Annotated in this window: 11 protein-coding genes; all 11 read left to right on the forward strand. The window is 38.4% G+C overall.

Annotation, left to right across the window (positions count from 1 at the left end):
• Positions 1-29: 29 nt before the first annotated feature.
• Positions 30-1,146 (forward strand): peptide chain release factor 2 gene (gene prfB, locus DKL56_RS02620; RefSeq protein ID WP_109715302.1). Its coding sequence is split into 2 segments (ribosomal slippage): positions 30-101 and positions 103-1,146, totalling 1,116 coding nucleotides; the frame shifts between segments, so codons are not numbered across the junction.
• 8 nt (positions 1,147-1,154) lie between these two features.
• Positions 1,155-1,439, forward strand: a complete 285-nt coding sequence (locus DKL56_RS02625; RefSeq protein ID WP_109715303.1) for a hypothetical protein — start codon at positions 1,155-1,157, stop codon at positions 1,437-1,439.
• Between the two features lie 17 nt (positions 1,440-1,456).
• On the forward strand, positions 1,457-2,419 hold the full coding sequence (hprK, locus tag DKL56_RS02630; protein WP_074425575.1) for an HPr(Ser) kinase/phosphatase: 963 nt from the start codon (positions 1,457-1,459) through the stop codon (positions 2,417-2,419).
• Complete coding sequence (gene lgt / locus DKL56_RS02635) at positions 2,416-3,252, forward strand: prolipoprotein diacylglyceryl transferase (RefSeq protein ID WP_109715304.1); 837 nt, start codon at positions 2,416-2,418, stop codon at positions 3,250-3,252. Before hprK ends, lgt begins: the two co-directional genes overlap by 4 nt.
• 31 nt (positions 3,253-3,283) lie before the next feature.
• On the forward strand, positions 3,284-4,303 hold the full coding sequence (locus DKL56_RS02640) for an NAD(P)H-dependent glycerol-3-phosphate dehydrogenase (RefSeq protein WP_109715305.1): 1,020 nt from the start codon (positions 3,284-3,286) through the stop codon (positions 4,301-4,303).
• Between the two features lie 57 nt (positions 4,304-4,360).
• Positions 4,361-5,290, forward strand: a complete 930-nt coding sequence (gene trxB / locus DKL56_RS02645) for a thioredoxin-disulfide reductase (RefSeq protein WP_109715306.1) — start codon at positions 4,361-4,363, stop codon at positions 5,288-5,290.
• A gap of 131 nt (positions 5,291-5,421) precedes the next feature.
• Positions 5,422-7,146, forward strand: coding sequence for a phospho-sugar mutase (locus DKL56_RS02650; protein WP_109715307.1), 1,725 nt, complete (start codon positions 5,422-5,424; stop codon positions 7,144-7,146).
• Positions 7,147-7,245: 99 nt separating this feature from the next.
• Positions 7,246-9,288, forward strand: a complete 2,043-nt coding sequence (uvrB, locus tag DKL56_RS02655) for an excinuclease ABC subunit UvrB (RefSeq protein WP_109715308.1) — start codon at positions 7,246-7,248, stop codon at positions 9,286-9,288.
• A complete protein-coding gene (gene uvrA / locus DKL56_RS02660; RefSeq protein ID WP_109715309.1) occupies positions 9,278-12,130 on the forward strand; it encodes an excinuclease ABC subunit UvrA in 2,853 nt (950 codons plus the stop codon). The genes uvrB and uvrA overlap by 11 nt, the downstream gene beginning before the upstream one ends.
• Before the next feature lie 50 nt (positions 12,131-12,180).
• Positions 12,181-12,723: an HdeD family acid-resistance protein gene (locus tag DKL56_RS02665; protein ID WP_109715310.1), complete on the forward strand. Its 543-nt coding sequence runs from the start codon at positions 12,181-12,183 to the stop codon at positions 12,721-12,723.
• A gap of 88 nt (positions 12,724-12,811) precedes the next feature.
• Positions 12,812-13,690, forward strand: a complete 879-nt coding sequence (rapZ, locus tag DKL56_RS02670) for an RNase adapter RapZ (protein WP_109715311.1) — start codon at positions 12,812-12,814, stop codon at positions 13,688-13,690.
• The last annotated feature ends 2 nt before the right edge of the window (positions 13,691-13,692 follow it).

The raw sequence follows: 13,692 nt of genomic DNA on the forward strand, positions 1-13,692 counted from the left end.
GTATTAAACCTAATTTAGGAGAAAAATTAATGGAAATTAGTGACATCCAAAATCAATTAGACGAGTTAAAAAAGCGGTTAGACCACTTTAGGGGGTCTCTTTGACTTAGAGTCAATTGACGAAAGCATCATTGTTAATGAAAGTAAGATGCAGGAACCCTCGTTTTGGGATGATCAAGAAAAAGCACAAAATTTAATTAGTGAAAATAATCTATTAAAGGAAAAGCGTGACTCTTTTTTAAGTCTGCAGGAAAACTATCAAAATGCAATGACAGCTTTAGAACTTTTACGTGAGGAGCCGGATCAAGAACTGCAAAAAGAGGTTGAAGCAGATTTAGCTAAGTTACAGGAAGAATTTCATAACTATGAAATGGATCTGTTACTGTCTGGCAAATATGATAATCACAATGCTTTGTTAGAAATTCACCCAGGCGCTGGTGGTACAGAGGCAATGGATTGGGGACAAATGCTGCTGAGAATGTACCAACGATATGCAGATAGCAGAAACTTTAAGTTTGAAATTAACAACTATGAGCCAGGTGAAGAAGCAGGATTGAAAAGTGTTAGCGTTCGAATAAGTGGAAAAAATGCTTACGGCTTATTGAAATCAGAAAATGGGGTTCATCGTTTAGTACGAATTTCACCGTTTGATTCAGCCAAAAGACGCCACACTTCGTTTGCTTCGGTTGAAGTCATTCCAGAAATTGATGATAGTATCAAAATTGATATTAACCCGAAAGACTTGAGAATTGATGTTTATCGTTCTAGTGGTGCGGGTGGACAACACATTAACAAAACTTCTAGTGCAGTGCGAATTACCCACTTACCAACTGGGTTTGTAACTACATCACAGGCACAGCGTTCGCAGCTTCAGAACCGTGAAACGGCAATGAACGAATTACGAGCCAAGCTTTTCCATTTAGAAGAGGAAAAGAAGCGCCAGCATAAGCAAAAACTCAAGGGTGATCAAATGGAAAACGGCTGGGGTTCACAAATCAGATCTTATGTTTTTCATCCTTATAATTTAGTTAAAGATTTGCGTACAGGCTATGAAACTTCTGATACAAGTGGTGTAATGGATGGAAAGTTACAGCCATTTGTCTATGCATATTTGCAATGGTTACTTAGTCAAGATAATCCAGAGTAGGTGGAAAAATGAGTTTTTGGGGAATTATTGGAATTGTTTTATTAGCAGTTGTCATTCTAAGTGCGATATTTGCTTTCTTTCACATTTTATTCATGCTGTTACCAGCCGTCTTGGTAATTGCAGCTATTCTCTGGTTGATCAACCACTTCACCAAGAATGATGATGATCAGCGACCAAGTAGTTTTGGTGAACGACCAGATTTTTCTGAGAAAAACAATTGGTATTCTAATTCGAATGATCGGCCCAAACGGAAAAAAGTGCGTAATGTTCACACTAAGGATGTTGACAAATAACTGAAAGGCAATTTTAAATGGTAAACGCTGTTAAATTAAAAAATTTAGTTCGAGATAACAAAATTGCATATGTTGTCCAAGGGCAGCAATACATTGATGATAAAGAAATAATGGTCTCGGACATTTACCGTCCAGGGCTTGAATTAACTGGTTATTTCGATTTTTATCCGAAAGAGCGAATTCAGCTTTTAGGTAGAACTGAGATATCTTATGCGGCCAGGCTAGATCACGAGAGTTTGGTCAATGTTTTCAAGCGACTATGTACACCGCAAACACCGTGTTTCTTTGTCTCACGTTCTTTGCCTGTGCCAAAAGAACTTAAGGAAGCGGCAGAGGATGCTAAAATTCCAATTTTATCTTCAACTGAATCAACAACCTATGTTTCAAGTAGACTAACGGAATACTTGCGTGAACGCTTGGCAGTTAGAGATACCGTTCATGGCGTATTAGTTGAAGTAAAAGGAATGGGTATTTTACTAACTGGTGACTCTGGTGTCGGAAAGTCGGAAACTGCTCTTGGTTTGATTCATCGGGGTCATAGATTAATTGCTGATGACCGTGTTGATGTTTACCAACGTGATGTTGAAACTGTAATGGGTGAGGCACCACAAATTTTGAAGCATCTGATGGAAATCCGTGGTATCGGAATTATTGATGTAATGGATTTATTTGGTGTCGGTGCAGTGAAAAATCGCGAGGTAATTCAGCTTGTAATCAAACTGGTTAATTGGAATGAAAAGGCTAATTATGATCGGTTAGGGTTCGAAGAAAGTAAACGTGAAATTTGCAATGTTGAAATTCCACAGATTACTATTCCAGTCAAAGTTGGTCGCAGTATGGAAGATATCATTGAAATTGCTGCAATGAACTTTAGGGCAAAAAGAATGGGCTATAATGCCACGACTACCTTCGACAATAATTTAACTAGTTTGATTGCTGAAAATTCTAAAGATGACTCAACAAAGGGTGAAAGTAAATGAAGTTAGTGATTAGTCCTGACGCCTTTGTAATTGGTAACTTTAGTGTAAAGTGGTACGGCATTATCATGGCTGTTGCAATCATTTTGGCAGTTTCAATGGCAATTGTTGAAGGTAGAAAGCGCCAAATCGAAAGTGAGGACTTTCTTGACCTATTGTTATGGGTAGTTCCACTTGGCTACGTTGGGGCTCGAATCTATTATGTGATTTTTGAATGGAGTTATTATTCAAAGCATCCTGATCAAATTATTGCAATTTGGAATGGTGGTATTGCAATCTATGGCGGTTTAATTGCTGGCTTGATTGTTTTACTAATATTTTCTTATCGAAGAATGTTACCACCATTTTTAATGTTAGATGTAATTACACCAGGGGTCATGGCAGCACAAATTCTTGGACGCTGGGGTAACTTTTTCAATCAAGAAGCTCACGGTGGGCCAACAACTTTGCATTTTTTACAGAGCCTACATTTGCCAGATTTTATCATTAATCAAATGAAGATTGGTGGAACTTATTATCAGCCGACATTTTTATATGAATCATTTTTTAATCTCATTGGGTTAATTCTGATTCTGGTATTAAGACACAGAAAGCACTTGTTTAAACAAGGTGAGGTCTTTATGCTGTACTTAGGCTGGTATTCTGTCGTGCGCTTTTTTGTCGAAGGATTGCGTACAGATAGTTTATATTTAACAGGTGAAATAAGGGTTTCACAATTATTAAGTTTGATTTTGTTTATTGCTGTAATTGCTTTATTCATTTATCGAAGAAAAGTCGTCAAACCTAAATGGTATCTTGACGGAAGTGGGCTAAAATTCCCGTATTCAAGAGATTAGTAAAAATATAAATAGAAAGATTGGAAAAACAATGACAAAAATTGCAGTTTTAGGAGCAGGTTCATGGGGAACAGTTTTAGGTTCGATGCTTGCTGATAAAGGTAATGAAATCGTACTTTACGGTAATAATGAGGAAGTTAACCAAGAAATTAACAAGCATCACACCAATGAGCACTACATGAAGGATTGGAGTGTTAATGAAACAGCTACAGCCACAGGTGACTTAAACAAGGCGCTTGATGGGGCTGAAGTCATTCTTTTTGTGTTGCCAACGCAAGCAATTAGGATTGTTGCCAAGCAAGTTGGTCAAATTTTGACTGAAACTGGTCGCAAGCCTTTAATTGTAACTGCAACTAAGGGAATTGAGCCAGGGACTAAGAAATTAATTTCAGACATTCTTACCGAAGAAGTCTATCCTAACGACACGGATAAAATTGTGGCAATTTCAGGTCCAAGCCATGCAGAAAGTGTTGCTCAAAAAGATCTCACTGCTATTTCTTGTGCATCAACAAGTAAAGAAAACGCCGAAAAAGTACAGGAAATGTTTTCAAATGACTATTTCCGTTTATACACTAATAGCGATTTAGTTGGTGTTGAAGTTGCAGGTGCAGTTAAAAACGTAATTGCAATCGCTGCGGGAATTTTGGTTGGTAAGCATTATGGTGATGATGCTAAAGCAGCTTTGATGACTAGAGGTCTTGCTGAAATCACCAGACTTGGCGTTAACTACTTTGGTGCTGATCCAATGACATTTAGTGGCTTATCTGGTATCGGTGATTTAATCGTTACTTGTACTTCAGTTAATTCACGTAATTGGCGTTGTGGTAAACAACTTGGCGAAGGCAAGAGCCTTGATTATGTTTTGCAGAATATGGGACAAGTTGTTGAAGGTGCGACAACCGTGAAGGCAGTTCATGAATTATGCCAAGAAAAGCAAATTGACATGCCAATCAGTGAAGCAATTTATCGTGTACTATATGAAAATTCTAATGTTGACGATGAAATTACCAAAATGATGGGGAGAAGTCCAAAGCAAGAAATTAGACTTTAATCGACTTTAGATATAAGATTTACTTACGAAAAATAAGAGTATAGTTAAGGTGTAATTATGGCAAAAAAATATGATGTAATTGTGATTGGTGCTGGTCCAGGCGGATTAACTGCAGCACTATATGCTTCGCGAGCTAACCTTTCAGTTTTAATCTTGGATCGTGGTTTATACGGCGGTCAAATGAACAATACCGATGCAATTGACAATTATCCGGGTTTTACTGAAATTAAGGGACCTGAGTTGGGCGAAAAAATGTATAACTCGACAATGAAATTTGGCTCCGAATTTGAATATGGTGATGTTCAATCAGTTACCGTAGAGGGTGAAAACAAGGTTGTTAAGACTGACACTGGCGAATATAGTGCTCCTGCATTGATTATTGCAACAGGTGCTGATCATCGGCACTTGAATGTACCAGGAGAGGAAGAATATTCTGGTAAGGGTGTGTCTTATTGTGCTGTTTGTGATGCTGCATTTTTCAAGGATGAAGACATTGCAGTAATCGGTGGTGGCGATTCAGCGATTGAAGAAGGGATTTATTTAGCTCAAAGTGCTAAATCAGTGACCGTTATTCACCGTCGGGATCAGTTACGGGCTCAGCCAACTTTACAAAAACGTGCTTTTGCCAATGATAAAATCAATTTCATTTGGAATGGGATAACTGAATCAATCGATGGCGATGGTCAACGCGTAACAGGTGTTACATACAAGGACAAAGAAACTGGTGAAGAAAAGCAATTGGCTACTCGTGGTGTCTTCATTTACGTTGGTGTGATTCCTCAAACCGCTCCTTTTAAAGAACTTGGAATAACCGATGAGCAGGGCTGGATTCCAACAGATGACCACATGCGAACTAAGGTTGATGGTATTTTTGCCTTAGGTGATGTTCGAGCAAAGGATTTGCGTCAGATTGCTAATGCTGTTGGTGACGGTAGTATAGCTGGTCAAGCCGCTTACAATTATCTACAAGATTTAAATGATAAATAAAACTAAGGAAGGATTCATAAAAATGGATTCTTTTTTTATTATTGCGGATAGCTAGGTTGATAAATGCTAGAATAGAAATTATGAAAACGAATTAGCCATTTAAATACAAGAAAAAGAGGTTTAGTGCTGTAATGAACGCTAAAGGAATATTTCAAGTTTGGCAAAAAGCGCCTAATATGCCCGATTACTTAAAGAGACAACTAGAACAGTTGGGACAAGATCCGAAATGGATTGAAGATGCTTTTGGCCAAGAAATTAATTTTGGAACTGCCGGTATGCGAGGCCGACTTGAACCGGGAATTAATCGGATAAACCTGTTTACAATTGGCTGGGTAACAGAAGGGCTAGCAAGATTAATTGATGAAAAAGGTTCTGAGGCGCAAAAACGAGGCGTAGTCATTTCTTTTGATTCAAGATATCATTCACGTGACTTTGCTGAACATGCGGCTCGGGTGCTTGGAGCCCATGGTATTCAGGTCTACCTTTTCGATGATTTGCGGCCAACGCCGGAATTGTCTTATGCAGTCCGTTATCTCCATACATTTGCCGGTATTAACATCACCGCTTCGCATAATGCCAAGCAATATAACGGCTATAAAGTATACGGTGAAGATGGTGCCCAAATGGGACCAGACGATGCTGACCGTGTTTTTGACTATGCACAAAAGATAACAGATATTTTTCAAGTTAAGACTGCTGAAGTTCAGGAATTACGCGCCAATGGCACTTTGGATTTAATTGGTGAAGATCTGGATGAAGCCTATTTAGCTGAACTGAAAACGGTTAATGTTGATAAAAAACAGATTAAGCAGAATGCAGATCAATTAAAAATTGTCTATACACCACTCCATGGTACAGGCAAGATGCTTTATGAGCGTGCCTTTAAGCAAAACGGGTTCGTTAATGTTTACCCTGTAGCAAGTCAATCGATTATTGATCCTGAATTTCCAACAACTAAGAAGCCTAATCCTGAGTATCGTGATGTTTTTGATCCAGGAATTGAACTTGCCAACCAAGTAAATGCTGACTTGATTATTGCGACGGATCCGGATGCAGACCGAATGGGCGCTTGTGTAAGGACAAAAGATGGTGAATTCCAGGTTCTGACAGGTAATCAAATTGCCACTTTGATGATTTATTATCTTTTAGTTAACTTAAAAGACAATCATCAACTAGCAAGTGACTATGAATTAATCACTTCAATTGTTTCAAGTAGTATGCCACTGAAAATCGCACAAGACTTTGGAATTAGAACCAAAACGGTGTTAACAGGCTTTAAATTTATCGGCGAAGAAATTGACCGGATGAATAAGGAGCACGATGGCCGTTTCTTAATGGGCTTTGAAGAAAGCTATGGCTATTTATTCAAACCATTTGCACGCGATAAGGATGCAATGCAGGGCGCAATTATGTTTGCAGAGGTTGCCTCGTACTATGCTTCTCGTCAAATGACTGTTTTGGATGGCTTAAACGAGATCTGGCAAAAGTATGGCACATCATATGAACTCACACGAGCAATTGAAATGCCTGGCATTGGTGGACAAAAGAAAATGACTCAATTAATGGCTAAATTGCGTGAAAGTCAGTTAACCGAGATAAATGGGGTAAGGGTTTCTAAAATTGAAGACTACTTATTGCAAGAACAGTTTAGTGGAAAGCAAAAACAACCATTTACTGACTTACCTAAGTCCAATGTATTGAAGTACTATCTTGCCGATGATACTTGGCTTGCTCTAAGACCATCAGGCACTGAGCCAGTTATTAAAGCATACGTTGGGGTTAACAAGCCAGACATTAAACAAGCTGAAGCGGCAGCGCAGGACTATCAAGAAGCTTTAGCACAACTTTTAAAATAAAAACAAAAGACGTGCGAAAATACGTTCGAGGTAGTAGAATAGAATAAACGAAATAAAGGTTGGACTTTTTGGTCCAATTTTTTTATGAGGAGCCTATCTATGATTAAACGACAAGATAAACGAAAATTTGAGCTTGTCTCAAAGTTTAAACCTGCAGGAGATCAAGAGCAGGCAATTAATAAATTAACTGACGGCTTTAAAAAAGGTTATAAGGAACAAATTCTTGAAGGAGCTACTGGTACAGGTAAAACCTTTACGATGGCTAATGTTATTGCCAATTTGAACAAGCCGACATTAGTAATTTCACATAATAAAACTTTGGTTGGTCAGTTGTATGGCGAATTTAAGGAGTTTTTCCCTAACAATGCAGTTGACTACTTTGTTTCGTACTATGACTACTACCAACCTGAGGCTTATGTACCCCAGTCGGATACCTATATTGAAAAAGATTCATCAATCAATGACGAAATTGATCAGTTGCGTCACCAAGCTACCAGTGATTTGATGGAGCGAAACGATGTGATTGTCGTAGCATCTGTTTCTTGTATTTACGGTTTGGGTGATCCAAAAGAGTATTCTGCAAGTGTGATTACTGTTCATGAAGGCGATGACTATGGGCGTAATACATTGCTGCGCAATCTTGTAAACATTCAGTATGATCGCAATGATATTGATTTTCAGCGCGGACGGTTTAGAGTACGCGGAGATGTTGTTGAAGTCTTTCCAGCTGGTAACTCAAGTCATGCCTACCGAATTGAATTCTTTGGGGATGAAATTGACCGAATCGTTGAAATTGATTCTTTAACAGGTGAGGTAATTGGTGAGCGTGAGAGTATTTCACTATTTCCAGCTACGCACTTCATGACTAATGAAGAACAAATGCGCAGAGCGCTTAAAGCTATTTCGCAAGAAATGAAACTTCAAGTTAAGAAGTTTGAGGGAGAGGGAAAACTCCTTGAAGCGGAGAGAATTAAGCAGCGCACTACTTTTGACATGGAAATGATGGGAGAAGTTGGTTTTACCAGTGGAATTGAAAATTATTCCAGACATATGGAAAATCGAAAAGAGGGCGAACCGCCTTACACTCTGCTTGATTTCTTTCCAGATGACTTTTTAATTCTAATTGATGAGTCCCATGCCACGATGCCCGAAATTCGAGCAATGTACAATGGTGACCGTAATCGAAAGAAAACGTTAATTGATTACGGCTTCAGATTACCATCTGCATTGGATAACCGGCCTTTAAAAATTGATGAGTTTGAAAAGCATGTAAATCAAATTATGTATGTTTCTGCTACACCTGGTGATTATGAACTCGAGCGAACTGACCACAAGGTTGAGCAGATTATCCGACCAACAGGATTGTTGGATCCGAAGATTGAGGTCCGACCGGTTGAAGGTCAAATTGATGATTTGGTCGGTGAAATTAATAAGCGAATTGAGCGTAATGAACGTGTCTTTATCACTACATTAACTAAGAAAATGGCAGAAGACTTGACCGATTATCTAAAGGATTTAGGGATTAAGGTTCAATATCTGCACTCTGATGTAAAGACACTTGAAAGAATGCAAATACTACGTGACTTACGAATGGGCAAGTATGATGTGCTAATTGGAATTAACCTTCTTCGTGAAGGTATCGATGTTCCTGAAGTTTCATTAGTCGCGATTCTTGATGCTGATAAAGAAGGCTTTTTACGAGCTTACCGCCCACTTGTTCAAACAATGGGACGTGCATCGCGTAATTCTAATGGTGAAGTAATTATGTATGCTGACACAATCACGGATTCTATGCGGGAAGCAATTGAGGCAACGCAGAGAAGACGTAAATTGCAAATCAAGTTTAACGAAGAACACGATATGACACCAAAGACAATCGTTAAGCCGATTAGAGACGTGATTTCTGCCACCAAGGCTGTTGATGAAGTTGCTGAGACTGATAGCTTTGCTGATCTGAACTTTGATGAACTAACTGTTAAACAGAAGAAGACGATGATTAAAGATCTTCGTCAGCAAATGCAAGAAGCCGCTAAGAAACTTGATTTCGAAGGTGCCGCAACATTGCGTGACGCAATCATGGAACTTGAAAGTTCAACAAGAAAACCAATTGAGAAAAAGGGAAAAACACTAAATGGCAAATGATAAGATTGTAATTCGCGGGGCACGTGAACACAATTTAAAAGATATTAATTTAACAATTCCAAAAGATAAAATGGTGGTAATCACTGGTTTATCGGGTTCTGGTAAGAGCTCGCTTGCCTTTGATACACTGTATGCTGAAGGTCGTAGACGCTATGTTCAATCATTGTCTAGCTATGCTCGTCAATTTTTAGGTCAAATGGACAAACCGGATGTTGATTCAATTGATGGCTTAAATCCGGCAATTTCAATTGATCAAAGAACTACCTCGCATAATCCTCGTTCAACAGTTGGTACAGTTACTGAAATCAATGACTACTTGCGTTTACTATGGGCTAGAGTTGGTCATCCAATCTGTCCGAATGATGGAACGTTAATTGAAAGACAATCCGTTGAGCAGATGGTTGATCGAATTTTAGCATTACCTGAAAGGACTAAAATTCAGCTACTCGCACCTGTAATCAGATCTAAGCGTGGCGCTCACAAGGAAGTATTTAAAAGGGTTCAACGTGCTGGTTATGTGCGTGTGATTGTTGATGGTGAGATGCATGATATCAGTGAGGATTTTGATTTAGACAAAAATAAACGCCACACCATTGATATTGTCGTTGACCGGTTGGTAGTTAAAGAAGGTATCAAATCACGTCTTTTTGATTCAGTGGAAGCTGTGCTAAGGCTGTCAGAAGGATACATGGATGTTGATATTATTGATGGTGAGACACTAAACTTTTCTGAGTTCTACGCTTGTCCTAAATGTGGTTTTACAGTAGGCGAAATGGAACCACGTTTGTTCTCTTTCAATGCACCGTTTGGTGCTTGTCCAGATTGTGATGGATTGGGAGTGAAGCGTTCAGTTGATGAAGATTTAGTTGTTCCTGATAAAAGTAAGACACTAGCTGAAGGGGCAATTGTTCCTTGGAAGACTTCAAATTACTATGGTGGGATGCTTCAACAAGCATGTGATGCATTAAAGATTCCAATGGATAAGCCATATAGTAAATTGACCAAAAATCAAAGAGAAATCTTGATGCATGGCTCTAAGAAAGAAATTTCTTTTCATTTATCTGGTGAATTTGGCGTGAAGAACACCACTGCACCATTTGAAGGCGTAATGGAAAACGTTGAAAGACGCTACATGAACCCAATGTCCAAATTTATGCGCGATGTCATGGGTAAATACATGACAGAATTAACGTGTTCAACTTGTCACGGCAAGCGCCTTAACCAAAAAGCCTTAGCAGTTAAAGTCATGGGAAAAGATATCTCGGAAGCATCTGAAATGTCGATTACTAAGGCTTTAGAATTCTTCAATAACATTAAATTAAATGAACAAGAAACAATTATTGCTAAACCAATTCTTAAAGAAGTACGCGATCGTTTAACTTTCTTGAATAGTGTTGGCCTAGACTATTTAACATTGTCTCGTTCTGCTAATACTCTGTCTGGTGGGGAAGCTCAACGAATTAGATTGGCCACACAAATTGGCTCAAACTTGTCCGGCGTAATGTATGTTTTGGATGAGCCATCGATTGGGCTGCATCAACGTGATAATGATCGTTTGATTTCTGCATTGAAACGAATGCGTGATCTAGGTAACTCGTTAATCGTCGTTGAACACGATGATGAGACAATGCGTCAGGCTGACTACCTTGTTGATATGGGTCCTGGTGCTGGTAGTTACGGTGGTGAAGTAATGGCCGCCGGAACTCCAGAAGAAGTTGAAGCTAATCCAAAATCACTTACAGGACAATATTTGTCAGGTAAAAAATTTGTGCCGGTTCCATTGGAAAGACGTAAAGGTAATGGGAAAAAGATTACCATTACTGGTGCCGAAGAGAACAATTTGAAAAATCTTAAGGTTGAGTTTCCACTTGGTAAGCTAATTGTTGTCACTGGCGTGTCAGGTTCTGGTAAATCGACTTTGGTCAACATGATTTTAAAACGCGTATTAGCGCAAAAACTGAATCGTAACCAAACTAAACCTGGTAAATATAAGAGTATTTCTGGCTATAAAAATATCGAAAAAATAGTTGATATTGATCAGAGTCCAATTGGTAGAACACCTCGAAGTAATCCAGCTACGTATACTAGTGTTTTTGATGATATTAGAGCATTATTTGCTCAAACTAATGAATCAAAATTACGTGGCTATACTAAAGCTCGTTTTTCATTCAACGTCAAAGGTGGACGCTGTGAGGCATGCCGCGGTGACGGTATAATTAAAATTGAAATGAACTTTTTGCCAGATGTTTACGTACCTTGTGAGGTATGTCACGGCAATCGTTACAACTCAGAAACGCTTGAAGTCACATATCGTAAGAAGAATATTGCCCAAGTCCTTGATATGACCATTAGTGAAGCATGCGACTTTTTCAAAAATATTCCGAAAATTGCTCGCAAGTTGCAAACAATCGTCGATGTAGGATTGGGTTACGTGAAATTAGGTCAATCTGCCACTACTTTATCTGGTGGAGAGGCGCAAAGAATGAAGTTAGCAGCGGAGTTACAAAAAATTTCGACTGGTAAGAATTTTTATATTCTAGATGAGCCAACAACTGGTCTTCATACTGATGATATTAAGCGTCTGCTTGAAGTAATGCAGCGGCTAGTTGATCAAGGTAATACAGTATTAATTATTGAACATAACCTTGATGTGATTAAAAATGCTGACTGGTTAATTGACCTTGGTCCTGACGGTGGTGAAGGTGGTGGCACAATTGTTGCAACTGGTACCCCTGAAGACGTTGCTAAAGTAAAGGAAAGTTATACAGGACAATATCTTGCCCCTGTTCTTAAACGAGACACTGCGCTAACTAAAGAAGCAGCGAAAAAAGCAAAGAAATAGTATTTATTTACATATAAAAAGTGTAAAATATCGGACAGGGAGGAATAGAAATGGATAATTTTTCAAATTACAGAGAAAGACGCGGCTTTAATTGGGCTGCACTTATCTCCGGCATATTAATGATTATTGCAGGAGTATTTTTAATTAGTCACCCCAATAAGGCTTTACATGCATTTGTCTTGCTGTTTGCGATTATTTCAATAGTCCAAGGTTTTGTCTGGCTCGCATTTTATAGTCGCTTTCGTTATTTTGTTTCCTTTAGTTGGATTTCAATCGTCACGGGGGTTTTGGATATCATCATTGGTATTTTATTCCTCTATTCATACGATGCAGCGGGTTTAACCATTGCATACTTATTTGCCTTCTGGTTCCTGTTTGATTCAATTTCTGGAATTATTTTCACGTGGCATTTACGCAGTTTATCTGGTTTTTATTTCTGGGTAAACATGATACTGAATATTTTCGGGCTCTTGATTGCAGTAGGATTAATGTTCAACCCAATGCTTTCAGCATTGACATTAATTTTGCTCGTTGCCTTCTGGCTATTTATTTTTGGAATAAGCGAAGTAATTGCAGCATTTGCTCATAGATAAAGATTGAAAAAGTTCGTAATGAACTTTTTTTTTGACCTGAAATGTGAAACACCCGGTATGTTATAATTTGAGTAGAGGGGAGTGCAACATGACTAATAATAAAAAACAATTGTTGATTGTCACTGGAATGAGTGGGGCTGGAAAGACTGTCGTTTCACATTCCTTAGAAGACATGGGATACTTTGTTGTTGATAATTTGCCTCCAACCTTACTTTCAAGTTTTTGGGATTTAATTGTCAACTCGGATGATTATTCTAAAGTAGCAGTGGTAATCGATTTAAGAGTGCGCAGTTTCTATAAGGACTTAATAAATGAAATAAGTTCACTTGAGGATAATAGCTGTGTTCAAACACGGATTATCTTTTTGGATGCTTCGGATGATATATTGGTTGCTCGCTATAAAGAAACAAGGCGCGTTCCTCCACTAGTTCATGGTGGGAGGCTACTTGATGGCATTATTGAAGAGCGACATATTCTTGCAGGAATTAAAAATCGTGCTAATGACATTATTGACACGTCAAACCTTACTCCTCAAGAATTAAAAGAAAAAATGTTTGAAGAATTTAGTGATCAAGAAAAGCAGCCATTTTCAATTGAAGTTCTTTCTTTTGGCTTTAAATATGGTCTGCCAATTGATGCTGATCTTGTGATAGATGTACGCTTTTTACCAAATCCATTTTATATTTCTGAATTACGACCTTTCACGGGACTTGATCAACGAGTTTTCGATTATGTGATGGATAAAGATATTACACAAGTATTTTATGAAAAACTGTTAGATTTATTGAGAACAGCCATGCCTGGGTATATTAAAGAGGGAAAGAGCAAGTTAACTATTGCGATTGGCTGTACAGGTGGTCAACACCGTAGTGTAGCAATTGCTAGGCAGCTTGCACATGATTTGTCACAAGACTATCCAGTTGATATAACTCATCGCGAAATTAGCAGGTATACCAGAAAAAGGTGAAA

Source organism: Lactobacillus apis (assembly GCF_003150935.1).
In the GTDB taxonomy this organism is placed as follows: Bacteria; Bacillota; Bacilli; order Lactobacillales; family Lactobacillaceae; genus Lactobacillus; species Lactobacillus apis.

Bases quoted from the DNA above. Each gene is read 5' to 3' on its own strand.
- DKL56_RS02625 (WP_109715303.1), top strand. From the start codon at position 1,155: ATGAGTTTTTGGGGAATTATTGGAATTGTTTTATTAGCAGTTGTCATT.
- hprK (WP_074425575.1), top strand. From the start codon at position 1,457: ATGGTAAACGCTGTTAAATTAAAAAATTTAGTTCGAGATAACAAAATT.
- lgt (WP_109715304.1), top strand. From the start codon at position 2,416: ATGAAGTTAGTGATTAGTCCTGACGCCTTTGTAATTGGTAACTTTAGT.
- DKL56_RS02640 (WP_109715305.1), top strand. From the start codon at position 3,284: ATGACAAAAATTGCAGTTTTAGGAGCAGGTTCATGGGGAACAGTTTTA.
- trxB (WP_109715306.1), top strand. From the start codon at position 4,361: ATGGCAAAAAAATATGATGTAATTGTGATTGGTGCTGGTCCAGGCGGA.
- DKL56_RS02650 (WP_109715307.1), top strand. From the start codon at position 5,422: ATGAACGCTAAAGGAATATTTCAAGTTTGGCAAAAAGCGCCTAATATG.
- uvrB (WP_109715308.1), top strand. From the start codon at position 7,246: ATGATTAAACGACAAGATAAACGAAAATTTGAGCTTGTCTCAAAGTTT.
- uvrA (WP_109715309.1), top strand. From the start codon at position 9,278: ATGGCAAATGATAAGATTGTAATTCGCGGGGCACGTGAACACAATTTA.
- DKL56_RS02665 (WP_109715310.1), top strand. From the start codon at position 12,181: ATGGATAATTTTTCAAATTACAGAGAAAGACGCGGCTTTAATTGGGCT.
- rapZ (WP_109715311.1), top strand. From the start codon at position 12,812: ATGACTAATAATAAAAAACAATTGTTGATTGTCACTGGAATGAGTGGG.